The 24,944-nt window shown below is 39.2% G+C and carries 18 protein-coding genes and 1 pseudogene; 8 read left to right on the top strand and 11 right to left on the bottom strand.

Features of this window, described 5'->3' with window-relative positions; genetic code table 11:
- Positions 1 to 25: 25 nt before the first annotated feature.
- Positions 26 to 1,324 (bottom strand): MFS transporter, encoded by a 1,299-nt coding sequence (locus ACG59Z_RS11900; RefSeq protein WP_013198643.1) that lies wholly within the window; start codon positions 1,322 to 1,324, stop codon positions 26 to 28.
- Between the two features lie 235 nt (positions 1,325 to 1,559).
- Between ACG59Z_RS11900 and def the strand changes: the two genes are divergently transcribed.
- Positions 1,560 to 2,042, top strand: coding sequence for a peptide deformylase (def, locus tag ACG59Z_RS11895; protein WP_068936590.1), 483 nt, complete (start codon positions 1,560 to 1,562; stop codon positions 2,040 to 2,042).
- Between the two features lie 178 nt (positions 2,043 to 2,220).
- Positions 2,221 to 3,543: a glutaminase gene (locus ACG59Z_RS11890; protein ID WP_400199538.1), complete on the top strand. Its 1,323-nt coding sequence runs from the start codon at positions 2,221 to 2,223 to the stop codon at positions 3,541 to 3,543.
- On the opposite strand, the gene ACG59Z_RS11885 is transcribed toward ACG59Z_RS11890, so the two are convergent.
- Complete coding sequence (locus ACG59Z_RS11885) at positions 3,510 to 4,298, bottom strand: helix-turn-helix transcriptional regulator (protein ID WP_311086419.1); 789 nt, start codon at positions 4,296 to 4,298, stop codon at positions 3,510 to 3,512. The genes ACG59Z_RS11890 and ACG59Z_RS11885 overlap by 34 nt on opposite strands.
- Before the next feature lie 106 nt (positions 4,299 to 4,404).
- On the opposite strand from ACG59Z_RS11885, the gene ACG59Z_RS11880 reads away from it, so the two are divergent.
- The gene (locus ACG59Z_RS11880; protein ID WP_400199535.1) at positions 4,405 to 5,625 is read left to right on the top strand and encodes an MFS transporter; all 1,221 of its coding nucleotides are present in this window, start codon (positions 4,405 to 4,407) and stop codon (positions 5,623 to 5,625) included.
- 68 nt (positions 5,626 to 5,693) lie between these two features.
- On the opposite strand, the gene ACG59Z_RS11875 is transcribed toward ACG59Z_RS11880, so the two are convergent.
- Positions 5,694 to 6,839 (bottom strand): aldose epimerase family protein, encoded by a 1,146-nt coding sequence (locus ACG59Z_RS11875; RefSeq protein ID WP_400199533.1) that lies wholly within the window; start codon positions 6,837 to 6,839, stop codon positions 5,694 to 5,696.
- 172 nt (positions 6,840 to 7,011) lie between these two features.
- Here ACG59Z_RS11875 and ACG59Z_RS11870 point away from each other — a divergent pair, with 172 nt between their 5' ends.
- Positions 7,012 to 7,458: a hypothetical protein gene (locus ACG59Z_RS11870; RefSeq protein ID WP_400199531.1), complete on the top strand. Its 447-nt coding sequence runs from the start codon at positions 7,012 to 7,014 to the stop codon at positions 7,456 to 7,458.
- Between the two features lie 9 nt (positions 7,459 to 7,467).
- On the opposite strand, the pseudogene ACG59Z_RS11865 reads toward ACG59Z_RS11870, so the two are convergent.
- Positions 7,468 to 7,672 (bottom strand): annotated as a pseudogene (locus ACG59Z_RS11865) (amino acid transport protein).
- A gap of 67 nt (positions 7,673 to 7,739) precedes the next feature.
- Positions 7,740 to 11,426, bottom strand: coding sequence for a methionine synthase (gene metH, locus ACG59Z_RS11860; RefSeq protein WP_400199529.1), 3,687 nt, complete (start codon positions 11,424 to 11,426; stop codon positions 7,740 to 7,742).
- Positions 11,427 to 11,890: 464 nt separating this feature from the next.
- Between metH and ACG59Z_RS11855 the strand changes: the two genes are divergently transcribed.
- Positions 11,891 to 13,522 (top strand): inorganic phosphate transporter, encoded by a 1,632-nt coding sequence (locus ACG59Z_RS11855; protein ID WP_400199527.1) that lies wholly within the window; start codon positions 11,891 to 11,893, stop codon positions 13,520 to 13,522.
- 162 nt (positions 13,523 to 13,684) lie between these two features.
- On the top strand, positions 13,685 to 15,019 hold the full coding sequence (locus ACG59Z_RS11850) for a D-serine ammonia-lyase (protein WP_400199526.1): 1,335 nt from the start codon (positions 13,685 to 13,687) through the stop codon (positions 15,017 to 15,019).
- Between the two features lie 46 nt (positions 15,020 to 15,065).
- Here the strand turns inward: ACG59Z_RS11850 and ACG59Z_RS11845 are convergent, their stop codons facing one another.
- From ACG59Z_RS11845 to ACG59Z_RS11825, 5 genes are all read right to left on the bottom strand, one after another.
- Positions 15,066 to 16,613: a hypothetical protein gene (locus ACG59Z_RS11845; RefSeq protein WP_400199525.1), complete on the bottom strand. Its 1,548-nt coding sequence runs from the start codon at positions 16,611 to 16,613 to the stop codon at positions 15,066 to 15,068.
- Between the two features lie 540 nt (positions 16,614 to 17,153).
- Positions 17,154 to 17,318, bottom strand: coding sequence for a hypothetical protein (locus ACG59Z_RS11840; protein WP_400199524.1), 165 nt, complete (start codon positions 17,316 to 17,318; stop codon positions 17,154 to 17,156).
- Between the two features lie 116 nt (positions 17,319 to 17,434).
- On the bottom strand, positions 17,435 to 18,442 hold the full coding sequence (locus ACG59Z_RS11835; RefSeq protein ID WP_400199522.1) for an SUMF1/EgtB/PvdO family nonheme iron enzyme: 1,008 nt from the start codon (positions 18,440 to 18,442) through the stop codon (positions 17,435 to 17,437).
- Complete coding sequence (locus ACG59Z_RS11830) at positions 18,439 to 20,115, bottom strand: arylsulfatase (RefSeq protein WP_400199521.1); 1,677 nt, start codon at positions 20,113 to 20,115, stop codon at positions 18,439 to 18,441. Before ACG59Z_RS11830 ends, ACG59Z_RS11835 begins: the two co-directional genes overlap by 4 nt.
- Before the next feature lie 169 nt (positions 20,116 to 20,284).
- The gene (locus ACG59Z_RS11825) at positions 20,285 to 20,902 is read right to left on the bottom strand and encodes a rhomboid family intramembrane serine protease (RefSeq protein WP_400199520.1); all 618 of its coding nucleotides are present in this window, start codon (positions 20,900 to 20,902) and stop codon (positions 20,285 to 20,287) included.
- A gap of 158 nt (positions 20,903 to 21,060) precedes the next feature.
- Between ACG59Z_RS11825 and nfuA the strand changes: the two genes are divergently transcribed.
- Both nfuA and ACG59Z_RS11815 read left to right on the top strand, forming a co-directional pair.
- Positions 21,061 to 21,699 (top strand): Fe-S biogenesis protein NfuA, encoded by a 639-nt coding sequence (gene nfuA, locus ACG59Z_RS11820; protein WP_004703125.1) that lies wholly within the window; start codon positions 21,061 to 21,063, stop codon positions 21,697 to 21,699.
- Between the two features lie 164 nt (positions 21,700 to 21,863).
- Positions 21,864 to 23,903: a ligand-gated channel protein gene (locus ACG59Z_RS11815; RefSeq protein WP_343569800.1), complete on the top strand. Its 2,040-nt coding sequence runs from the start codon at positions 21,864 to 21,866 to the stop codon at positions 23,901 to 23,903.
- A gap of 22 nt (positions 23,904 to 23,925) precedes the next feature.
- Here the strand turns inward: ACG59Z_RS11815 and ACG59Z_RS11810 are convergent, their stop codons facing one another.
- Positions 23,926 to 24,933, bottom strand: coding sequence for a hypothetical protein (locus ACG59Z_RS11810; RefSeq protein WP_400199519.1), 1,008 nt, complete (start codon positions 24,931 to 24,933; stop codon positions 23,926 to 23,928).
- Positions 24,934 to 24,944: the final 11 nt, after the last annotated feature.

Below are 24,944 nucleotides of genomic sequence, written 5' to 3'. Positions count from 1 at the left end.
TTTTTTATTTAATAATTTAAAGCTTTTAATATCTGTTTTTTTCAAACTTATTCCAAAACACAAAGGCAGTTACAAAGGCCAAAATTGTTAGCGCGAAAATATAATACATCGCACCAATATCACTGTATTGACTGAGCCAATGCACTAAAGGCAGCGTCATACCACCAACAATTGCATACGATAAATTATAAGAAAATGAAATGCCTGAGAAGCGAACAGGCGCGGGGAACATTTTAACCATACTGCTCGACACCATGCCAACTGTACCAGAGCATAGACCCAACAGCATATATAAACCAAAAATGGTTGAATGTGCCGCGTGCCCCAAACTGTTATAAAAAACTGCCGCTGTAAGCGCCACGGCAAGCGCACCGACCATCATGACTTTGCCACAGCCAAAACGGTCAGCAAAATAGCCTGCCAAAATACAGCCCACCATTTGCATGACAATGGCTGCACTTTGCATTTCAAAAGTCTGTGCGCGCTCAAAGCCAAATGAACCAATCAACAAATTTGGCATGGCTAAAATCACCACCACCACACATCCCGTTAAAAACCATGTAAATAACATGCCAATCGCTACGGCTGTTTTATGCGTTTTTAAGACTTGCTTCACTGGCATTTCTTTTGAAATTTCTTTACGAGCCTGCATGGCTTTAAACACAGGCGTTTCTTTTAAATAAGTTCGTAAATAAAGTGCGACTAGACCAAAAATACCACCTGCAATGAAAGGAATACGCCATGCCCAGTCATGGATTTGCCCTTCACTAAAATTCAGTGAAATCCATAGAGACATCAGTGCACCTAGTAAAATTCCTAGAGACAGTCCAGCAGTCAATAAACCATTTGCCAGACCAATTTTTCTTTCGGGTACATGTTCTGACACAAAGGTCCATGCGGCTGGAATTTCACCCCCAATCGCAATCCCTTGTACCACTCGCATAAGTAGTAAAAGTAGGGGGGCTAAATACCCAATATTTTCAAAGGTCGGCAATATCCCGATAAACAGGGTAGGCAGCGCCATCAGCAAAATAGAAAGTGAAAATAGTTTTTTACGCCCAACCAAGTCACCAAAGTGGGCCATAACCACCCCACCTAAAGGCCTAAAAAAGTAACCTGCTGCGAAAATTCCGTAAGTGTTAAGCATGGCCCAAAATGGGCTAAGGGTGCTTGGGAAAAACAGGTCGGAAATGATTTTGGCGTAAAACACATAAATCACAAAATCGTAAAATTCTAAAGCTCCACCCAATGAAGAAAGGGCGAGGGTTCGTTTATCTTCTTTATTGAGATAGTTCGCATCCTGCAAAGTTAAGTCCTGATCCATTTTTTTACTTAATTGTTGTAATTGAAGTTTGGATATTAATGGAAAAGTGAAGTAAAAGTAAATGGAGGAAATTTGTTCTATACGGAGGCTTAGATTTTCATCACTCAAATAAAAAAAGCTTTAAAACAAAAAACGCATTAGATGAAACAAAAACAGATGTAGGAATGACTTTTCTTTTGAGTCGTTCAGCGAAATAATAAAACTCGTCTAGCCAGTTTAATGAGAGAGTCAAAGGATGAGTGTAGTTTTACCTGTCGCGAAGCGTGGTGAAGATATTTTGAAATTGATTGCGGCTCCCGTCTCGGCAAATGAGTTAAACAGTGATTGGCTTTATCAGCTTGCCGCTGCTATGCAAGCAACCATGCTTGAGCGTAATGGAGTGGGAATTGCCGCACCGCAAGTTTATATTTCTAAACGCGTCATTATTGTGGCTTCCAGACCAAACCCACGCTATCCCGATGCACCTGAAATGGATGCTGTGGTGATGGTGAATCCTGAAATTTTAGAGTTTTCGAGTGAAACGCTTTTGGGTGAAGAAGGTTGCTTAAGTGTGCCAGATGAACGTGGACAAGTGGAACGTGCAGAAATGGTTAAGGTTAAATATCTAACCCTTAAAGGAGAGATGGTTGAAACAATTTTTCATGGTTTTCCTGCTCGTATTGTTCAACATGAAGTCGATCATTTAAATGGAATCTTGTTTGTAGAAAGAATAAGCTAATCTTCAGTTTAAAGTTTTGAAAAACCTATAATGAGCTTGAAATGAATAAGACATAGCAATTACAATACTTATAGCGTGATATTTAAATCATTACAAAAGATATAATTTTAATATTATCAGCAGGTTGTGCTGAAATTTTGCGCGATGTTGTGAATCTCCTCATTTAAGGTTACTGACCATGAAAACCCCTCTCCCAGAATATTTGGCAAATGTTATAGAAGCCTGTGACATCGACAACAGTGGTCATCTCGCCGATTATATTCCTGAGTTGGCAAATGCAAACCCAGATCGATTAGCTTTAGCAATGTCTACGGTAGATGGCAAAATTTATTCGGTTGGTGATGATGATGTCGAATTCACCATACAGTCGATTTCTAAACCTTTTGTATATGCCTATGTTTTACAACAACTTGGCATTGATGCAGTACTTGCGAAAGTAGGGGTAGAGCCTTCGGGGGAAGCCTTCAATGAAATTTCTTTGGGTAAAGACGGACGTCCGAAAAACCCGATGATTAACTCTGGCGCAATTACTGTACATTCCTTGATTCAGGTCAAGCATGGTTTACATAGCGCAGAAATTCTACGCCGTTTTATGAGCGAGCTTGCAGGCCGCGAATTAAGTTTTGATGAGTCTGTTTATGATTCGGAAGTTAAAACAGCCTACCGTAATCTTTCGATCGGTTATATGTTGAGAACTGTCGGAATTTTGGAAACTGACCCTGTAGATATCGTGAATGGCTATATTCGCCAATGTGCGATCATGGTTACAGTTAAAGACTTGGTACGTATGGGCAGTGTACTTGCTAATGGCGGGGTCGATCCTAGAACTGGAAAGCGCTTATTGAACCGATCTGTCGTTAGACAAGTGCTCAGTGTCATGATGAGCTGTGGTATGTACGATGCAGCGGGTGACTGGCTTTCAACTGTAGGTATTCCTGCTAAAAGTGGTGTAGCAGGCGGTATCTTGGGTGTGCTACCGGGGCAGGTCAGTATTGCTGCTTTTTCACCTCGTTTAGATGAGCATGGTCATAGTATTCGAGGCATCGATATTTTAGAGCGATTATCTCGTGACATGGGATTACATCTCATGGAAGGTACACCTTCTGCACAAACCATTGTACAAAGCCATTACCGCACAGGAAAAGACGCATCATTAAGCGTATATGTGCTTCGCGGCGTATTGAAATTTACTGAAGCGGAAATGTTATTACGCATTTTACAAGACGAGACAACTGACCAAAGCACAATCGTCATTGATTTAACACAGATTTCACTTATCCACGATGTGGGTAAACGTATGTTCTTAGAAGGGGTAGATCGTCTGATTGATGATGGTCATACGCTTGTTCTAGTTGACCCTGAACAGCGCTTAGATCATGCCAGAACAGCTAAAGATCGTGAGCTTCATGTCTACCACGATTTTGATGATTTGCTCGAAAAGCATGAGATCCGCACTAAAAAAAAGACTTATAGCGACATCGCGGCACTTCTAAACTGCTGAGGTGTTTTTCCTAGATGTCGCTTAAACATCGCACTGAACGCGCTGGGGTTTGTATACCCCAGTGACTCTGAAATTTGAGCAATAGATTCACCATTCGCGATTTTACTCAAGGCAATTGCAATATGCATTTGCTGTACCCACGCCCGATACGACAGCCCAGTTTCTTTTTGGAACATACGCATTAAAGTTCTAGAACTCGTACCAATCTCATCGGCCCAATCTGTTAAGTCTTTTGAATGGTCAGGAGTATGTAATAACTCTTGGCAAATTTTTAATAGTCGTTTGTCTTTCGGCCAAGGAATCTGAATAGGTAACAAATTGGCTCGATGAATTTCTTCAAAAATCAAAATTTGTAAAGAACGGGAAAGTTCTTGAGAAGTCGCAGTATTTGGCGTGTCTTCTCGCTCAATTTCATTTAAACGAATTAAAAGTTCATGTAAAAGGTTGCTTACTCGAATAATAAAACAATGTTGCCCCATTAGAGCTGCTGCATTTACTTCAACCAATGCCGTATTTAACTTCACGTGACTCAATGAAATCACGCTGTGTTCTACATTTGCCGGAATCCATAATGCACACATCGGCGGCACAATCCAGACATGATTAGGTGTAAAAACCTGAATATTTCCTGTGGATGCATATAAAAACTGCGCACGTGTATGCGTATGGGTAGGTGTGATTTCTCGATAAGAATGCTCAGAAGATAGCCCAATCACAAGTTCAGACAAATCAGACTGAATAAGAGAATCGGACATAAACTATCCTAAAAATTGTCACTTATACAATGATTATTGGAAGATAACTTTATAAGCGACAATTTACAATAAGCATCTCATTTAAAAATATTGGAGTTTTTCAGGTATGACGTCTTCAATACAATTGAAAGATGGTATTGCCAATACCGTTGCAAATGATCAGCCTCAAGGAATGATTATTAAAATTGTAGGCGCCGTGGCAGTCGCACATTTACTGAATGATTTAATTCAAGCGGTGCTACCAGCCATCTATCCAATGCTAAAAGCAAACTTTTCGCTAAGTTTTGCGGAGGTTGGCCTGATTTCGTTTGTATATCAAATTACAGGTTCACTGCTTCAGCCTTGGATTGGACTTTATACCGATAAACATCCAAAACCGTATCTTCTCCCACTCGGAATGGTCGTCACATTCTGCGGCATTATTTTGTTGGCATTTTCACCTAGTTTTGCTGTGTTGTTATGTGCATCTGCACTGATTGGGGTAGGGTCTGCAACCTTTCATCCTGAGGCTTCTCGGGTGGCACGAATGGCATCGGGTGGGCGCTTCGGTACGGCTCAATCGACTTTTCAGGTGGGCGGAAACACAGGTACAGCCATTGGCCCATTGTTGGCAGCTTTACTGATTGTCCCGTTTGGACAGCATGCAGTTGCGGGCTTGGTTATCATTGCACTTTTAGCAATTTGGGTTTTATTTGGTGTAAGCCGTTGGACGGTAAGTCATGCAAAAAGTCAGGTGGTTGCACGTGCTACCCAAGCACATACTAAATTGCATGGTCGTAAGCTCATTATTGCTTTGAGCACAATTAGTTTATTGATGTTTGCTAAATTTACTTACATTGCTAGCATTAGTAACTACTTTACTTTTTATCTTATTCAAAAGTTCCATATCAGCATTCAAACAGCTCAGTTGCACTTGTTTGCCTTTTTGGCAGCCGTTGCCTTAGGTACATTTGCAGGTGGCCCAATTGGAGACAAAATTGGCCGTAAAGCTGTGATCTGGGTTTCATTTATTGGTATGGCACCGTTTGCATTAATGATGCCTTATGCAAACTTATTTTGGACAACAGTTTTCTCAATTATTGCAGGTTTGGTGTTGTCATCAGCTTTTGCTGCAATGGTGGTTTACGCACAAGAAGCTGTTCCGGGCCGTGTAGGTATGATTGCAGGTTTAATGTTTGGTCTTATGTTTGGGGTAAGTGGTATTGCCGCAGCGGGGTTAGGGCATTTAGCTGATATTAACGGCATTGAATGGGTATTTGGTTTATGTTCATTGTTGCCATTACTTGGTTTTGCAACAGCACTTCTACCAAACACAAAAGTTAAATAAATGAAAAGACTCTCAGTCATATTCAGCTGAGAGTCTTTTTTAAATAAATATAGTGTCAATTCACAATACTATTTTTGAATACCAAATTTAAATACGGTGACACTGTTATAAGTTTGATTTGGGTTCAAACGTGTAGAAGGGAAGGATGGTTGATTCGGGCTATCTGGAAAATGCTGCGTTTCTAATGCTAGCGCATCTGCTTGACGATAGAGTACACTATTTGCACCAGCCACATTTCCCAATAAATGATTGGCTGTATACATTTGAACGCTTGGTTCAGTAGTTAAGACTTGCAGTGTCCGTTTAGATTTCGGATCAAAAACATGAGCTGCAAGATTTAACTTTCCTTGAGACTTTTGATTAATTACCCAAGTTTGGTCATAGCCATATCCATAGGCCAATTGCTGATGATTCGCTCGAATATCTTTCACAATTGTTTTAGGAGTTCGAAAATCAAAAGGTGTACCTGCAACCGAAGCTATTTCACCTGTGGGTAAAGAGTTTTGATCGGTTACCAATACACGGTCTGCATTTAGCTGGACAACATGATCGAGCACACCATAAGGGTTATTACCAGCTCCTGATAAGTTGAAATAACTATGGTTGGTGAGATTAACGACTGTCGGTTGATCAGTTTTGGCCTTATATTCAATCTGGAATTCATTTTGATCTGAAAGACTGTAGATCACTTCCACATCTAATTTTCCGGGAAAACCTTGATCTCCATTTGGACTTGTTAACTTAAGCGAAGCTTTAACGGTTTCACCTTTAGAAACGAGGGGCTTAACTTGCCAAACACGTTTATCAAAACCCGGATTACCGCTATGTAATGAATTCGGTCCATTATTTTTTTCAAGGTTATACGTTTTTCCATCTAAGCTAAATTTAGCATTACCAATACGGTTCGCATAACGGCCAATTAACCCACCAAAATGAATGCCTTCCTTGGTATCAGTGATTTCATAGCCTTTTAGATCATCGAAGCCCAAAACAATATTATTTTGTTTACCTTGTGCATCGGGAGTCAAAATCTGGGTAATTACACCACCGAAGCTAATAAAAGAAACTGAGACTCCTTTGTTATTGCTCATGGTGTATAGATCAACTTTTTGACCGTCTTGAGTCGTACCATAGGGTTTTACATTTAATGTTGCTGCATTTGCAAGTTGTGCAAAGCTATAAATCGCAACACCTAAAATTACTAATTTTTTCATGCTTATACTCTATTTTTTAATAATTGGACTGGATGAATATAAGATTGATTTTTCGTCTTTTTAAAGAGTTTTTTATTATATATAGTGTTAATGATGATTAGCGCTGTTAACGCTAAGTATTGAATAAGCTAGCACTAATCCTATTAGTAAAACTCAACGATAAGCTATTTTTATGACTCATCCCGACTCGGTTTTAAAATTTTCACTTGGTCTAAATAGTCTCTCGTTTGATGTAGACAGCCAACACATTCACCTTGAGCAGGGCTTAGGTTTTGTTAATTCAAAAAGTGTCAGCGATGGTGTTATTGATGAGCTTGCTATCGAAAAGATGATTTATTTTATTGAAGAAATCATCGAGTCTCAGCCCCTCAAAAATTTAAATATAAGTGGTGTAGCGGTTACGGCTGACACCGGCATGGCACAACTGAGTAAGTTATTTTTTAGTGCTAAAAAGCAAATCAGCCGTATCGAGCTTGAGCATGGATTTAATGATTTTATAGAGCGTTTGAGCTACTACACAAACCAAGTGGATCCAAATCAGCTTTATATTTTTACCTATTTTGTATTTGTTCGAGAGATGATGCATCACTTACGAGTTGAGCAAATTCAGATCATTTAAGAAATGGCTCTAAAAACGTAAAAAATAGGGAATAACGGATAGTATAGTACCAATGCCACTAAGTAAGACATTACTCTCAATAAAATAAGAGAAAATCATTAAAACTAAACCCACAGTAAAAGGTACAGTCATTTTTTGCTTTTTTCCATAGAGAAAATAGCTGACCCCCAATGGAGCTAAAGATTACGCCGAGAAAAAGTTGTGTTGTGTTCATAAAGAATTTCTAAATATGCGAATAAAAAAGAGCTACACATGTAGCTCTTCTCAAAAATTACATAAGCTTAAACAATCGAATCATCTAAATTCGGCGCTAACCAACGCTTCGCTTCATCCAGTGTCCAACCTTTACGTTTTGCATAATCTTCAAGTTGGTCTTGAGAGATTTTGCCCACGTTAAAGTATTCACTTTGAGGGTGCGAATAATAGAAACCACTTACCGAAGATGGTGGCATCATTGCAAAGTGTTCAGTCAGTTTAGTGCCAATTTTGTCGGTAGATCCTAACCAGTCAAATAACACTGCCTTTTCAGAGTGCTCAGGGCAAGCAGGGTAACCTGGTGCAGGGCGAATACCGACATATTTCTCTTTAATCAGTTCTTCATTGCTAAGCTGTTCATCAGCTTTATAACCCCAGAACTCTTTACGAATACGCTCATGTAAGTGTTCTGCAAAAGCTTCTGCAAAACGGTCAGCCAATGACTGAACTAAGATTGCAGAGTAGTCATCACCTTTGGCTTTGTATTCATTTGCCAGTTCTTCTGCACCAAAAATAGATACAGTGAATCCGCCCAAGTAGTCCTGCTGCTCGCGGTCAGTACGAATGTAATCTGCTAAAGACAAGTTTGGTTTACCTGTCACTTTGTCAGATTGCTGACGTAAGTGCTCAAAAGTATGCGTAACATTTTGACCAGCTTCATCAAATACGCTCACTGTATCTGCATCAGTGCGCTGAGCAGGGAACATACCAAATACAGCACGAGCATCAAAACGGTTGTTGTCAATAATATCTTTCAACATCGCTTGTGCTTGGTTGTAAAGGTCAGTTGCCGCTTCACCCACCACTTCATCTTCTAAAATTTTCGGGAATTTACCTGCCAAGCTCCAAGAAATGAAGAATGGTGTCCAGTCAAAATAATCTACGAGTGTCGCAAGCGGGTAGTTGGTAAGGACTTGTGTTCCTAAAAGATTTGGTTTTGGTGGTACATAGCTTTCGTCAATTTTAAAACCATTTTCAACTGACTCAGCATATGTCAACTTAGCCGCTTTTGGCTGTTTGTTAGCTAAGCGCTCACGAATTTTGGCATATTCAGCACGGTGCTCTGCAATAAAGTTTCCACGCATTTCTTTCGAAAGGAGAGTAGTTGCAACGCCTACAGCACGTGAAGCATCCGCAACATAAATCACGGCATCGTTTTGGTACTGAGGATCAATTTTTACTGCTGTGTGTGCTTTTGAAGTTGTTGCACCACCAATCAATAAAGGAATGTTAAAGCCTTTACGCTGCATTTCTTTCGCAACAAAGACCATTTCATCTAAAGATGGAGTGATCAGACCAGACAAGCCAATGATGTCACATTTTTCATCAATTGCAGTTTGTAAGATCTTCTCGCAAGGGACCATCACACCAAGGTCAACAATGTCATAACCATTACAGCCAAGTACCACGCCTACAATATTTTTACCAATATCGTGTACGTCACCCTTAACCGTTGCCATTAGGACTTTACCTTTAGATTGTCCTTCAGCCTTTTCAGCTTCAATATACGGGTTGAGCCATGCTACAGCTTGTTTCATTACACGGGCAGATTTTACAACCTGTGGTAAGAACATTTTGCCTGAACCGAATAAGTCACCAACAACGTTCATACCGTCCATCAGCGGCCCTTCAATCACATCTAAAGGACGTTTAGACTTTAAGCGAGCTTCTTCAGTGTCTTGGTCAATATAAGTGGTAATACCTTTAACCAATGCATATTCAAGACGTTTTTCAACTGACTCATTACGCCATTCAAGGTTCTCGGCTTCTTTTGCAGCACCGCCTTGTCCGCGGTATTTTTCTGCTACTTCAAGCAGTTTCTCAGTCGCAGCTTGACCTGATTCACCTTGGTTTTGGTTTAGGATGACATCTTCAACAGCTTCTTTTAGCTCGGCTGGAATATCATCATAAATTGCCATTTGTCCAGCATTCACAATACCCATGGTCATGCCTTGCTTAATGGCATGGTACAAGAACACAGAGTGAATCGCTTCACGAACGGGTTCATTACCACGGAACGAGAATGAAACGTTCGATACACCACCAGAAATCATGGCGTGCGGTAAGTTCTGTTTAATCCAACCTGTCGCCTCAATAAAATCGACCGCATAGTTGTTGTGTTCTTCAATACCTGTTGCCACTGCAAACACGTTCGGGTCAAAAATAATATCTTCAGCAGGGAAGCCCACTTCATTCACTAAAATGTCGTATGAGCGTTTACAGATCTCGCGTTTACGTTCAGCAGTATCGGCCTGTCCAGCCTCATCAAAGGCCATCACAATAATTGCGGCACCATATTGACGGCAAAGGCGGGCTTTTTCGACAAACTCGTCATAACCTTCTTTTAAAGAAATCGAGTTAACAACAGGTTTACCTTGTACGCATTTTAAGCCAGCTTCAATGATTTCCCATTTTGATGAGTCAATCATGATTGGCACACGTGAAATATCAGGTTCAGATGCTACAAGGTTTAAAAAATGCACCATCGCATTTTGCGAATCGAGCATCCCTTCATCCATATTAATGTCGATAATTTGCGCGCCAGCTTCAACTTGTTGCTGTGCAACTTCTAAAGCTTCGGCAAAGTTTTCTTCACGAATGAGACGTAAGAATTTCTTAGAGCCTGTAACGTTAGTACGTTCACCGACATTTACGAAAAGTGAGTCATCATGAATATTAAATGGCTCTAAACCACTTAAACGGCAAGCAGGTACTGTTTCAGGTACTTGACGTGGTGCAATGTCTTTTACTGCATTGGCAATGGCGCGAATATGATCTGGTGTCGTACCACAGCAACCACCCGTAATGTTAATTAAACCGCTTTCAGCAAACTCTTTTAAGAAAGCTGCAGTTTGCTCAGGCGTTTCGTCATATCCACCAAATGCGTTTGGTAAGCCTGCATTTGGATGCGCTGAAACAAAAGTATCTGCGACATCAGAAATGGTCTTTACGTGAGGACGCATGGCATCTGCACCAAGCGCACAGTTAAAACCAATTGAAAGCAAATCACCATGACGAACAGAGTTCCAGAAAGCTTCGGCAGTCTGGCCTGTTAAGGTACGACCTGATGCATCGGTAATGGTCCCTGAAATCATAATTGGTAACTCACGACCAATTTGTTTGAAGACTTCTTTAACCGCAAAAATTGCTGCTTTACAGTTTAATGTATCAAATACGGTTTCAATCAAAATGATATCAACACCGCCTTCAATCAGTGCATGAGTCGCTTCAATGTAGTTTTCTTTTAACTCATCAAAGGTAATGTTACGAAAAGCAGGGTCATTTACATTCGGTGAAATTGAACAAGTACGTGATGTTGGCCCAAGTACACCAGCAACAAAACGCGGTTTGTCTGGAGTCGAGTACTTTTCACAAGCTGCTTTGGCTAAACGAGCTGCTTCACGGTTAATCTCTGGAACAAGGTCTTCCATGTGGTAGTCAGACATTGAAACACGTGTACCGTTAAAGCTGTTGGTTTCAATAATGTCTGCACCAGCATCAAGATAAGCTTCATGAATGCCTTGAATAATTTGAGGTTGTGTCAAAACTAAAAGGTCATTATTACCCTTTAAGTCATGTGCCCAATCGGCAAAACGCTCACCACGGTAGTCGGCTTCTTCTAATTTATGGCGCTGGATCATCGTTCCCATAGCACCATCAATAATCAGAATGCGTTTAGCAAGAAGCGCTTTTAGGGTGGCAAGCGTAGACATAGAAAACCCCGATCTTTTATATGAATTTAAAAATGCGGCGCTATTGTAACAGAATAGCAGCACAAATGATGACCTACGAAGGTCATGAGTTGATGAGAGAAAAGTTAAAAAGAGAGGGGGTTTTATGACAAAAACGAAAGAATTTTCATGAAATATTCATCAAATGATCATGATATTGAAATATTTCATGCTCAATATGCCGAAATATTACAGTTGTTCTGTGTAAAAAATAGACATTTGGGTCATTTTATTTGTTTTTTTGCTGTAAAAATAAGCACAAAAGGAGCTTGTAAATAATGATTTAAGTTATTGTATTTTAAAAATAAAATAAAAATGAGCGAGGAAAGGTGCATCAAATGAGGTCAAAATATAAAAATTTGACTTCATCAGGCGGCTCTTTGTCATATAATTGTCATAATTTAATTTAAGAATACAGAGGATTTTATTATCCTCTTACCGTCTGCATGAATTCTAATCTACCCCCTGTTTCGGATTCAAAACTTGCGGCAAACCTGCAAGCAAAATCGACGAATGTACACGTCCCAACACCGAAATTTTTTATGCCGGTGTTTCTGACGATTATTGTTGCAACACTTATTTATATTGGGTTTCAGGTTAGTGCTGATTTAGCGCATGTTCCACCTTTGAGCCTTTATTCGGTTATTCTTTTATCGACTGCGCTTTTCATTGCATTGGGCTTTGAATTTGTTAACGGTTTCCATGACACTGCCAATGCAGTTGCAACGGTCATTTATACAAATGCATTGCCGGCACCAGTTGCAGTCATGTGGGCTGGTTTTTGTAATTTCCTTGGGGTAATGGTCGCAAGTGGTGCTGTTGCTTATGGCATTATTGCATTGCTTCCTGTTGAACTTATCATGAATATGGGTAGCGGTGCTGGCTTTGCAATGGTGTTTGCATTGTTAATCGCTGCAATTCTTTGGAACCTTGGTACTTGGTTCTTAGGAATCCCAGCTTCTAGCTCTCACACCTTGATTGGTTCAATCTTGGGTGTGGGTATTATGAACCATCTGTTGAGTGCATCGACTGGCGTAACGACCAGTGGTGTAGATATGGATCAGGTGATTAAAGTAGGTAAGGCATTATTATTTTCACCTTTAATTGGTTTTGCTTTTGCAGCAATCTTATTTTTGTTGGTTAAAACTATTTTTAAACGCCAATTAGAATTATTCCAGCCACCTGAAGGTAATAAGCCACCACCAGCAATCATTCGTGCAATTTTAATCTTTACCTGCACAGGTGTAAGTTTTGCACATGGTTCAAATGACGGCCAAAAAGGTATGGGACTCATCATGCTCATTTTGGTTGGTTTAGTACCATTAGCTTATTCAATCAATAAAAACCTCGATACACAACAGGTTCAATCATTCCACCAGCTTTCTTCTCAAACTGCTGTTTTGTTAAACCATAATCAGCAAGAATTGACTGATGAAAAAGCGCGTGAAGTTTTAACTAAATATATTCAAACCAAACAGCAAACACCTGAAGTTGTACCTGCATTGGCAAGTATGACTGATCATTTAGGTGCTCGTGTTTCTAGCTATCGCGACTTAAAAGATATTCCTGAAGCTGCGATTAGTGAAATTCGTAATGACATGTATTTAAGCACAACGACGTTTAAACGTTTGGACAAAGCAGATGCTTTACCAAAATTGGATCAAACACAGCAAAAGCTTGTGAAAGATTATCGTAGTAGCTTGGATTCATTCTTACAGTACATTCCAAACTGGGTGAAAGTTGCAGTTGCATTGGCACTTGGTCTTGGCACTATGGTTGGTTGGAAACGCATTGTGGTGACTGTAGGTGAGCGTATTGGTAAGAACCATATGACTTATGGTCAAGGTATGTCTGCTGAGCTTATTGCAATGAGTACAATTGCAGCAGCAGATGGTTTAGGTATGCCAGTTTCAACTACACATGTTTTAAACAGTGCGGTTGCAGGTACCATGGTTGCAAATAAATCAGGTCTAAACTTTAATACTGTTAAAACAATCTTATCAGCTTGGATATTTACTTTACCTGCGACCATCTGTTTGTCAGGTGGTTTATATTGGTTGTTCTTAAAGTTCATTTAAGTTGTCTGTTTAAATCTAAAAAGCCACTATTATTAGTGGCTTTTTTATTGGCATATTTAAGAAAAGATCGCTTTTTTCAGGTAAATTCAGTAAAGAGTTAATGATTATTGCGAACACTTAGTGCTAAGTGATTAGCTCAAAAAATTTATGAAAGGATATAGGATGAAAACGGTTCAACTCGATCAACTAAAACAACAATTTCCACTCATTCAAACATTACAAGATTATCAAGAAACATTTTGGTTCAATCCAAACCGTTATCCTTTAAACGATGCTCTTGCGAAGGTAGGACTTAGCGAGCAAGATGTAAAAGATGCCGAGGCTCGACTAGAACGTTTTGCACCTTACTTGGCAAAAGTATTTCCGGAAACTCAAGCACAACATGGAAAAATTGAATCAGAATTAGTAGAAATTGCAGATATGCAACAAGCCCTATCTGTGTCAAAACAGCAGGAGCTTACGGGAAAGCTTTGGCTTAAAAAAGATAGTCATTTACCTATTTCAGGTTCAATCAAGGCACGTGGTGGTATTTATGAAGTTTTGGCTCATGCTGAAAAACTAGCAATTAAGGCTGGGCTTCTCACGTTAGAAGATGATTACAGTAAACTTGATCAAGATGCATTTCGAACATTTTTTTCCAAATATCAAATAGCGGTAGGCTCTACAGGTAATCTTGGTTTATCTATTGGTATTATGAGTGCGAAGCTCGGGTTTAGAGTGTCTGTGCATATGTCTGCCGACGCAAGACAATGGAAGAAAGATAAATTACGCTCACTAGGTGTCAATGTCGTGGAATACGCCAGTGATTATGGCGTTGCTGTAGAGCAGGGACGAAAAGCCGCAGAACAAGATCCAAATTGCTTTTTTATTGATGATGAAAATTCAACAACATTATTCTTAGGTTATGCAGTAGCAGGAATACGTTTAAAACAGCAGTGTGAGCAGAAACAGATTAAGGTCGATGCAGAACACCCATTATTTGTTTATTTACCTTGTGGCGTAGGTGGTGGCCCTGGTGGTGTAAGTTTTGGATTAAAACTCGCTTTTGGTGAGCATGTACATTGTATATTTACAGAACCGACTCATTCTCCGTGTATGTTGTTAGGTGTTTATACAGGTCTGCATGATCAGATTTCCGTAAATGACATTGGTTTAGATAATATCACTGCGGCAGATGGATTGGCTGTTGGCCGTGCTTCTGGATTCGTAGGGCGGGCTATGGAGCAGTTAATTGACGGCTATTACACGATTCATGATGAATGTTTATATGAGCTCATTGCGCTTTTAAATCAAACTGAAAATATTCAAGTTGAACCCTCAGCTGCGGCAGGCATGATGGGGCCATATTATGTGCAAACTACTCCTGATTATTTAGCTTTACATCAATTGTCAGCAGAGAAGTTAAAGCAGGCAACACATGTGGTCTGGGCGACTGGTGGTGGTATGGTGCCACCAGATGAAATGCATAAATATTTAACGCATAGTCAAAACAAATAACTGAAGTTAAAAAAAGCCCAATTCTAAAATTGGGCTTTTAATTTCATTATTTTTTAGAAAATTTCCTAAATGGAAGTTTTTCGGTTGCAAAACCATAAATTGCAGCAAAAGGAAGGGCAGTACGAGCTAAATAAGCCACACGCCATAGTCCACCGTGGTTGGCACCTTCCATCATCAACTCAAGAGGGTGATCAAGTACGGTTTCAGGGTTTGCCACAGAAGATTCATTTCTTAAATCATGAATCCATAGCGCCGCCATAATGGCATTGGTGGTTTCAGGGTTAAATGCTTCTACATCAAAAAGCTCTGCGCCATTAAAAGCAGCTTTAAGTAGCGGATTTTTAGTCACCGAGTGAGTTGTGGTAGAAGGGGCAATATTAATACTTACACGTTGGCCTTGATGACGGGCAAGTGTTGCACGCCATTGTTGAATACGTTTTGCCAAAGCATAGTTTGGCCCTTGTTCAACCACTAAACAGTCTGCAATACCATAAGTTTTACCATTTTCGCTGGTAATCAAATCTTGATATGGCGCTTGGAAAAAACGTTTGAGCGAAAGTGCAGAAACCCCTTTTGCAGCCATTTTTTGTAGTTGTGAACGAGATTTAAATTTCTCTTGAGCAGCATCTGCAACTTCTTTGGGTACTGCGTAGACATCGGTTGGGGTGCACATAAACATTAAGCTGGTATCAGGTTTATGTTCACTCACATATTGCATAATGCTGTCCATTGCCATTGAGACACGGACATGCTTTTCCCCATCTAAATAAGCAATAGCAGCCAAATCTAACTTTTGTGGAAATTGAACTAACCACTGTGCAATTTCTGGTATCTGAGTTAGTAAATTGGCGCCTAATTTATCTCTTAATTCCGAAGCTTTTGCTGATGAGTCAACTGATTCAATCGTAGGTGCAATCAGCGTCGCATTTCCTTGCTGAATCGTATGTAAAATTTTGCCCCAAACTCTTGGGTTCGGTAAATCTACTGCAACAATATTCGCTTTCCACTTTGCTAACCAAGGTAAGGGGCCAGCTTCTGATGCTGCACCAAACAGGACCATAGTGCGGTCAGATAAATCAAACCATTCAGGGTGGGCAACAGCTTCACGTAATGCTTTGGCGTGGCTAGGCTCAATAATGCCTGCGCTTTCCCATTTTTGGATTTGATCGAGTAAGCTTTGTCCACTCAGTTTTTTACCTTTATATGGCACATACCATTCTGGTGCAGCTTCACTTTCGCCTTTAAACCTTACTGTATTTAAAGGTTTAGAAGAGGAAATATGCAGAGCATCTTTTAAAAGATAGTGTTTACCATCGCGGAAATAGTCAAAGAGATGATGAGCCTTATGTAAACCCTGTTTTGCAATGGTAATCGGATTGTTGTTATTAGAGAGTCCATGCTGAACAAGTGATTTAAAGTATGTTGGATAATTTTTCCGCCAGTTTTTTTCAGTCAAAATCTGTTGAGCAGTTTTATTATCTACAATAGATAAAGCTTCTGACAAAATCTCTTGGCCTGTGCGAGAAGTACTTTGCTTTTTGGTTGAAGCGTGTATCGGAAATTGTAGACCTTCATCTGGACTCTGGCTGGACATAAAATATCTCACTTGTACGGTAGCATTAATATACAGGTGTATACATTATCTATGCCAATTAAAAGAAACGAGTGGCAATAACTGACAAAATGAAAATTAAATTATTTTTGTGATAGAGGTAGTTTGAGTGATTTTTTATGATAATTCGATCTCATTTTTACCTTAATTTTTTTCACATTTTTAGAACATTTTTATAGACTTACGTTACATAAATGATTATTTTGTATAGAGCGAAATCATCAGATTTAAGCTGAAGATAAAATGTTCAAAATGTATCAATAAAAAAGATACGATGATGAGTAAAAACTAGACTTTTTTATGAAACGATAAGACAAGTCAAACGGAATAAGAAAGAATTGGGGTGAAACTAGATGAAAGACAACGTAAGATTGTCTTTTAAAAATCTTGGGGATATGGTGATTTTTTTACACCATAATTTTCTAGTTTCGCCCCATCTAATTTTGGGTGAAACCCTTCACATGAGCTGTAAGTCATCTTGCCAAAGAGCAAGGTCAATTCGATTACAGTTTATCTAAACCTTTAGCAACGACCTTTCTTAGCTTGTCCTGGTGGACAGAAGTCTCCTGGATGATTGTGATAAGGTGAATCCGGATCGACCACAACACTGCCAGCTGGGGTATAAACTGCACAAGTAGATAGTGATAGTATGAAAATTGCTGCTGCACAAACTAGTAATGCTTTCATATTGTTCTCACTTTTTATCATTCTCCCTTTTACTATCTACTATAAAAATTATTAGATCGTTTTTCGATCTACTTTTGGTTAAGAAATATCAACACTACAAAAATAGTTTTAACTTGTTAAGGTGTACGTAAAATTGTTCGAAAACCGACGTGGGTAGCTGCTAAATCAAAATCTTGAGGGTAACGGCTACTATTTCGATAACGTGAACAGTAATTCTCAGCACACAAAAATGAGCCTCCTTTAATGACATATTGGGTACTGCTCATTTCTTTTTGTCTTAAATCAGAATAATTACCCATATGTTGATCATGCGCTCCTTGGTAGGGAGAGGATGTCCATTCCCATACATTTCCAATCATATCGAATAGCTTAAAGCCATCAGGCTTAAAGCAGCCGACAGGAGCAACACCAGTAAAATGGTCTTGATTCAAATTTTCAAAAGGGAATGTGCCTTGCCAGTAATTTGCTTGGGGATGCTGATGTTCATCGATAGGTGCTTGGTGTAGAGACGTGTCAGTTTGTGAGTTCGCTTTAGCGGCGTATTCCCATTCAAGTTCAGTGGGTAAATCGCGTCCTAGCCAAACTGCATAATGTTCAGCATCATTTTTTGTTACGTACCTTACAGGTTCATGAGGGTTGGGAAGTGTACCATTTTTGCCATTTGGAGTTTTCCATGTATATCCTGATTTGAGTTGCCACCATTGTTGGGGATGATGTGAATCAGGAGAAAAAACAGCAGCCTGTTTTTGTTTTTCAGCATCGGTAATATAACCAGTAGCTTTTACAAAACTTGAGAATTGAGCAACAGTAACTTCAGTTTGATCAATCCAGAAACCTTTAACTTCCCGTTGTTTCTTTCCAAAATTAAGTTCATCAGGATAAGCTTTTTCAGAGCCAAAATTAAAATGTCCATCTGGAATGAACACCATTCCGGCAGTTGCATTTTTAAGCCAACCTGTAGGAAGGCCTGTATAACTTTTACACTGTTCAATAGAACCCAAAGCAGCCGATGGAGTGGCTTGCTTTGGTAAAACTGTTTTCGTGTCAGAGCTATGTTCAGACTTACTACAGCCTGTGATGAACAGCAGGCTGATTGTAGTGCTTAGAACCAGTTTCAATTTCATTTGGCGTTATATTCCTGTACGCCATTTTGCTCAGTGTATTTTTGATAAACCGAGAGCAACTCTTGTACTTTTGCTGGGTAAAGCTGCGCAACATTGTGATTTTCACCGCGGTCAGTGGCAATGTTATAGAGCTCCCAAGTACTCGTACCTAATTCAGGACGACCTTGAAGCGCAATTTTCCATTCGCCTTGTTTGGCATATTTACTGCCATGGAGTTCATCGGCAAAACTGAAATTTGCTGGACGGATGGTTTGTGATTTATTTTCAAGTACAGACTTCCAAGAATAACCGCTTGGCGTATTAATGGTTCGGCCTTTATATTGCCCTTGAGGTACTGGAATATGAGCATAATCTAATAATGTTGGAAAAACGTCGAGTACCGACGCAAAGCTATGATTGGTTTCTTCAGCTTTCTTCTGATTTGGTAATTTCACAATGGCAGGTGCTGTGGTTGCACCTTCCCCAGCGGTATCTTTCCATAAGTGGAATGGGGCAGCACTGACCTCGGCCCAACGTGGTCCAATATAGTGGTATGAAGTAGGGGTACCTACGTTTGCTACAGAGTTATCAAAACCAGATTCACTACCATATCCACCACGAATAAAACCTTCTGCGCCATTGTCAGAAACAAAGAAAATTAAAGTATTTTCATAAAGATTATTTTGTTTTAGATATTGGATAATTCGACCTACGTTGGCATCAAGATTTTCTACCATACCTGCGTAGATTTCCATTTTTCGGGCTTCAAGTGCTTTCTGCTCAGCAGTTAACTCATCCCATTTTCCATATTTTTGTGGTGCATTTTGCGTCGCAATTGGTTCTGCAGCCTCAAAGTTTGCCGGAATAATTCCAAGCTGTTTTTGGCGTGCTATACGTGCTTTGCGAATGGCATCGTAGCCAACATCATAAACGCCACGATATTTGTCCCGGTATTCTGCTGGAGCTTGTATAGGCCAGTGTGGTGCTGTATATGCAGCATAAGCAAAGAACGGTTTGCCGCTATTTTTACCTGATTCTAAATAGCTCAGCAATTTGTCGGTAAAATAGTTGGTCGAGAAGAAGTCATCAGGCAATGCTGAAACAGGAATAATTTGTCCATCTTCGGTATAGGTCGAGTTTCGCTTAAAAGTGCTTGGAGCTTGTTTAAAGTGATGGTCTAAACCTTGCAATAAAGTAAATGAATGATCAAAACCTTTGGCATGTGCATTGGTTTCAGGGGTTAACCCTAAATGCCATTTACCACTAATATATGTCCGATAACCATTGTCTTTGAGTACTTGAGCAATTGATAAAGAGCGTTCATTTAAATAGCCTTCATAACCTGGCTGTCCTTTTAAACGGTCAGGGGTAAGCTCTGCCATAGCACCTATACCTGCTAGGTGGTGGTCAGTTCCTGAAATGAGTTGCGAGCGAGTAGGGGAACAAGTGGGTGCAGTATGATAGTCCGTTAAAAGTCGGCCTTCTTGTGCCAAACTATCAATATTAGGCGTATGAATTTCACCACCAAAGGCTCCTAAATCTGAATAGCCTAAGTCATCAGCCATAATGAATAAAATATTGGGCTGCTTTGGTGTACTTGCTGTAGTTTCTTGTGAGTCATTATCGTTACAGCCAGCTAAAGATAAGCTAAATAAAGCAATGGAAAGACTAGATAAAAGAGCTTTGTACTTCATTGTATCATCTGAATTATTAAAAGAATTGTGCTTGAGTTTAATCAGATGGTTTTTGCTATCAAAACAAGGAATTGATCAAAGAAAATCAGAAAAATGTCTGAGAATTTATGCTGATAAATAAATGAGAAAAAAAGAAAAGCCCATATCGGGCTTTTCAAAAACATTAAGTTTAAAACGGTAAGCGGGTAAGTTGATCTAAGAAATGCGGAATCACTCGTGGCTCAATCAAAATCGTTACGATTACACCGTAAGCTGCACCCCATAAATGTGCACTATGGTTAATATGCGTATTGTCACGTTTACCAGCCCAAATACTATAAGCCACATATAAAACCGCAAAAATAATGGCTGGTACTGGAATAAAAAATACAAAAATCAGCTTCCATGGCTGAAACAGGATATAGGCAAATAAAACAGCAGCTACAGCTCCTGAAGCTCCAAGACTTGCCCAGTTTGCATCATTTTTATGTTGTAGATAGCTTGGTAAAATCGCAAAAATTAACCCGCCTAAATAGAACAACACAAAGCCCATGTCGTAGAAATATTGGCGATAAAAACTTTCAATAATACTGCCAAAGAAAAACAGGGTAATCATATTAAAGAGTAAATGAGTACCATCTGCGTGAATAAAACCATGAGTGATGAAACGATCAAATTGTCCACGTTGCATTGCAGGCGGCCAGAAGATCAGGCGGTTCATAACGTTTTGATTGCTAAAAGCAAGTAAAGAGACGACGACCGTAATAATAATAAGGGTAATGGTATGGTTAAACGGCAAATGCAACATAAGAAATATTTAAAAAATGATCAATACTAAGGTCAATAATGCCATTAAAAATACAACTTGAAACCCTGTTGTGTATAAATCCGACAAATTTAGTTGATTTTTTTTAAATCCCCCTCATCTTCGGTTAATATAAAGGCATCAGCTTGAGGAATATTGTTATGTCGACTGAGAACACCAACACTGCTGTTGCAGAAGAAATTCCGAACCTTTTGATTACACCATCTGCACAAGAGTATTTGCACGAATTATTGGCGAAGCAAAATACTCCGGGAATTGGCGTTCGAATTTTTGTTGAACATCCGGGTACACCACGTGCAGAGTGCTGTATGGCATATAGCGCACCAGAAGAAGTGGTACCAACGGATTATAAACAGGACTATCCTGATTTTCCTGCATACATTGATGCACCGTCTATTCCATATCTTTTAGACGCTGTAATTGATTACAATAAAGACCGTTTTGGTGGTCAGTTAACCTTCCGTGCACCAAACTCTAAAGTGCCACGCGTAGGACCAGATGCTTCAATTGAAGAACGTATTACTTACATTCTTCAAGCAGAAATTAACCCAGGTCTTGCAGGGCATGGCGGTAATTGTAGCTTGGTAGAAGTGCAAGATGACCCAGAACATGGCTTAACTGCTGTATTGAAATTCGGTGGTGGTTGCCAAGGTTGTTCTGCAATTGATGTGACTTTAAAACAAGGCGTAGAAACAACCTTGAAAGAAAACATTCCTGAGCTTCAACGTGTGGTTGACCAAACAGACCATACGCAAGCAGAAGGCGCTTACTTCAAGTAATAAAATTATTTGAAAAGTGAAATAAAAAAGCCTCTCCATGAGGTTTTTTTATTTTTAGTAATTGAAAATAATTATCAATATTATTTATTTTATTATTTAAATTTGTTACATTTGTTTAAGTAAAACTTAATATTTATTCATAATTTAATCTGTTGGAGCAGGATATGACTAAGCGTATTTTCCAATCTGTACTATCAATTTCGGTACTTACAGGAATGTTTCCTGCGGCCTATGCCGCTGAAAGTGAAAATATTTTAGTTGATTCTTCCAGAAAAAATAAAAAAGATAGTGAAGTTGCACAGTTAGAAAAAATAGTCGTGACAGCAAGTGGTTTTGAACAAAATATAAAAAAAGCAGCTGCTTCTATTTCCGTTTTAACTCAAGATGAAATTAATAAAAAAGCATATCGTGATGTCACCGATGCACTTAAAGACGTACCTGGTGTTGTGGTTACAGGCGGCGGAAGTTCATCTGATATCAGTATTCGTGGAATGGGGAGTGCCTATACCGTTATTATGGTCGACGGTAAGAAAGTAAATACACGTTCTGTACGACCAAATAGTGATAATTCAGGTATTGAACAAGGTTGGTTACCGGGAATCGAAAGTATCGAACGTATTGAAGTTATTCGTGGTCCAATGTCTGGACTCTACGGTTCAGATGCGATGGGCGGTGTAATTAATATTATTACTAAAAAAGTTGCAGATGTTTGGAGTAGCTCAGTTAAGTTAGATACCACCATCCAAGAAAACAATAAATCTGGCAATCTTTACCAAGCCAATACTTATGTTTCAGGGCCATTAATTAAGAATTTACTTGGGTTAAAGGCCAACGGGACATTTTCACAAAGAGATGAAGATGAAATTATTGGTGGTTATAGCAAACAAAAAATCCGTGCTGGTGGGGCTACTTTAAGTCTGACTCCGAATGATCAACATACCATTGAACTTGAATATCAGCGTTCTATTCAAAATCGTAATGCTACAGTTGGAAAATCAGTTTCGCCTATTCAAACTGGACGTAATCCACCAGTGGATTCAATAACGGATTATTATCGTACCGAATATAGTTTGACCCATCGTGGTGACATTGGTCCTGTGAAAACTCATTCTTATATTCAACGCGAAGAGAACAAGAATCCTTCGAGAAACATGGAGGCTGTAAATACTACTTTTAATACGCTTAACCAGATCACACTCGCAAATCATGCACTGAGCGTTGGGGGGAGTTATTTAAAAGAAGAATTAGATGACTTAGGAAACCAGTTAAAAGTGGGTGGGTCACAACCTGTTTCTAATTTAGATCGTTATAGCTGGGCATTATTTGCAGAAGATGCATGGAATATTATTGATCCTTTTACTTTAACAATGTCACTGCGTATGGATCAGGACGAAAAATTTGGAGACCATTTCACTCCTAAAGTTTACGGTGTGTGGACTTTAAATGATAACTGGATCATTAAAGGCGGTGTATCAACAGGCTATAAAACACCTGCGCTAAGAGCGACAGTAGCGGAATGGGGACAAGCGACAGGCGGAGGACGTTCAGCAGGGGTAATTGTTGGTAATCCAAATCTAAAACCAGAAAAAAGTACCAACTATGAGCTGTCATTTTCTTGGGATAATTTAGATAACTTGAATGCTGGCCTAACGCTCTTTAATAGCGAATTTAAGGATAAAATTACAGAAGTTAGAACCTGTTCAGGAGATGCAGGTACTTATAATTGTGATTGGTTAGGTACAAAATTTGATTTTGTCAGTCAACGTACGAATGTAGATAAAGCCAGTATGAGAGGGGTTGAAGCGACGTTTGGTTGGCTCATTTCACCTGACTTAAAGTTGAATGCCAATTATACCTATACCGATACAGAGCAAAAGAGTGGGGAGTTTAAAGGTCAACCTTTAAATGAAATGCCGGAACACATGTTTAATACTACTTTGGATTGGCAAGTGAATGATTTGGTGGGCATGTGGAGCCGCTTGAATTTCCGTAGTAAAACTTCTGAATATTTAAGCCGAACTTCAATGGCTGAAGGAAAGCCTGCTTATGGGTTGGTTGATATTGGTATGAACTATAAACCGACTGATAAAATCCAAGTTGCAGCAGGTATTTATAACTTATTTGATAAAGATATTGATGTAGCAACTTACAATTATGTTTTAGACGGACGCCGTTATAATTTGGGTATTATTTATAAATTTTAAATAGTTAAACAACAAAGGCGCTTTAAGCGCCTTTGTTGTTTAGAATATCTAATGTTTTTTCAGAATAATAAAACTTTTCTAGGTAAACACGCGCACGACGTCTTAAATGTCCTGTTGTCACTAATTGTTGTAATACTGGTACAAGTAACTGCGTGAGTTCGTGTTGTACTAGGCTTTCATCAATATTAAGGTCACGCAGTAATAAGTCGAAGTTACGTTCCTGATTACGCACATACCAAGTGTAAATACCATCATGTACTTGTTGTTTCAGGTAATCAGTTTGACGAATGTGGTCCCAAATCTCATGTCCTAAGCCCACTGTTTTTGTTAAATCTTGAACTTCTACATAATTTTTTAAAACAGAAAGAGGCATCGTTTTAACTTTGTGCCAAACATTTGCCTGAAAATGGTAGAGCTTATCATTGTCAAAATGTTGGTTTAAAACACGCTCACTCATTTGGCTGAGTTTTAAAATATTCTTTTGCAAATAATGGTTAATGGTATCGTCGAGATTAGAATCAGTCACTGTTTCTAATACCGATTTACCCATTTTCATAAAACGGCCTACACCCGGTACGCGTTTTGACATAGATTCATCTAAATAATCATGCATTGTTTGCTGAATCAGTTGCGTTAAAAGGGCAGAAAAGGCCGGATTATTTACAATTGTTTTAATGAGTTTTTTACGGTGCTCTTCTTTACTTGCAACATACTGCGCAATGCGGTCAATGGTTAAAACAGGAATAACGTCTTCAACTGTTGCCGTGTCATTTGCAGGATGAATGAGTGCAAATCGAATATGCTCAGCAATCTGTTCAATCAAAAAATCAGAAGCAGGTGTACCTAAAATCTGCTTTTGAATGAGCTGTTGAATTTGGTCAAAGGTCCAAAGGAGTTGTAATTGTCGACTGCCCAACCAATGATAAAATTGTTCAAACTCTTGTTGGATCACCTGAGTCTGAGCAAATTGCTCATCTAAAAAATCTAGATGAGCTTCAATAAGTTTTTCTATGATTGGTTGGGTAGACATAAGGTCTCACA

It is taken from the genome of Acinetobacter sp. ABJ_C1_1, from assembly GCF_044684115.1.
Lineage (GTDB): Bacteria > Pseudomonadota > Gammaproteobacteria > Pseudomonadales > Moraxellaceae > Acinetobacter > Acinetobacter nosocomialis_A.
Note: the sequence above shows the minus strand (reverse complement) of the source record. Positions and strands in the feature narration are given on the sequence as shown.

Coding starts and splice junctions, on each gene's coding strand:
- ACG59Z_RS11815 (WP_343569800.1), top strand. CDS start 21,864: ATGACTAAGCGTATTTTCCAATCTGTACTATCAATTTCGGTACTTACA.
- def (WP_068936590.1), top strand. CDS start 1,560: ATGAGTGTAGTTTTACCTGTCGCGAAGCGTGGTGAAGATATTTTGAAA.
- ACG59Z_RS11850 (WP_400199526.1), top strand. CDS start 13,685: ATGAAAACGGTTCAACTCGATCAACTAAAACAACAATTTCCACTCATT.
- ACG59Z_RS11830 (WP_400199521.1), bottom strand. CDS start 20,115: ATGAAGTACAAAGCTCTTTTATCTAGTCTTTCCATTGCTTTATTTAGC.
- ACG59Z_RS11840 (WP_400199524.1), bottom strand. CDS start 17,318: ATGAAAGCATTACTAGTTTGTGCAGCAGCAATTTTCATACTATCACTA.
- ACG59Z_RS11845 (WP_400199525.1), bottom strand. CDS start 16,613: ATGTCCAGCCAGAGTCCAGATGAAGGTCTACAATTTCCGATACACGCT.
- ACG59Z_RS11890 (WP_400199538.1), top strand. CDS start 2,221: ATGAAAACCCCTCTCCCAGAATATTTGGCAAATGTTATAGAAGCCTGT.
- ACG59Z_RS11855 (WP_400199527.1), top strand. CDS start 11,891: ATGAATTCTAATCTACCCCCTGTTTCGGATTCAAAACTTGCGGCAAAC.
- ACG59Z_RS11885 (WP_311086419.1), bottom strand. CDS start 4,298: ATGTCCGATTCTCTTATTCAGTCTGATTTGTCTGAACTTGTGATTGGG.
- ACG59Z_RS11875 (WP_400199533.1), bottom strand. CDS start 6,839: ATGAAAAAATTAGTAATTTTAGGTGTTGCGATTTATAGCTTTGCACAA.
- ACG59Z_RS11870 (WP_400199531.1), top strand. CDS start 7,012: ATGACTCATCCCGACTCGGTTTTAAAATTTTCACTTGGTCTAAATAGT.
- ACG59Z_RS11900 (WP_013198643.1), bottom strand. CDS start 1,324: ATGGATCAGGACTTAACTTTGCAGGATGCGAACTATCTCAATAAAGAA.
- ACG59Z_RS11810 (WP_400199519.1), bottom strand. CDS start 24,933: ATGTCTACCCAACCAATCATAGAAAAACTTATTGAAGCTCATCTAGAT.
- ACG59Z_RS11835 (WP_400199522.1), bottom strand. CDS start 18,442: ATGAAATTGAAACTGGTTCTAAGCACTACAATCAGCCTGCTGTTCATC.
- ACG59Z_RS11880 (WP_400199535.1), top strand. CDS start 4,405: ATGACGTCTTCAATACAATTGAAAGATGGTATTGCCAATACCGTTGCA.
- ACG59Z_RS11825 (WP_400199520.1), bottom strand. CDS start 20,902: ATGTTGCATTTGCCGTTTAACCATACCATTACCCTTATTATTATTACG.
- metH (WP_400199529.1), bottom strand. CDS start 11,426: ATGTCTACGCTTGCCACCCTAAAAGCGCTTCTTGCTAAACGCATTCTG.
- nfuA (WP_004703125.1), top strand. CDS start 21,061: ATGTCGACTGAGAACACCAACACTGCTGTTGCAGAAGAAATTCCGAAC.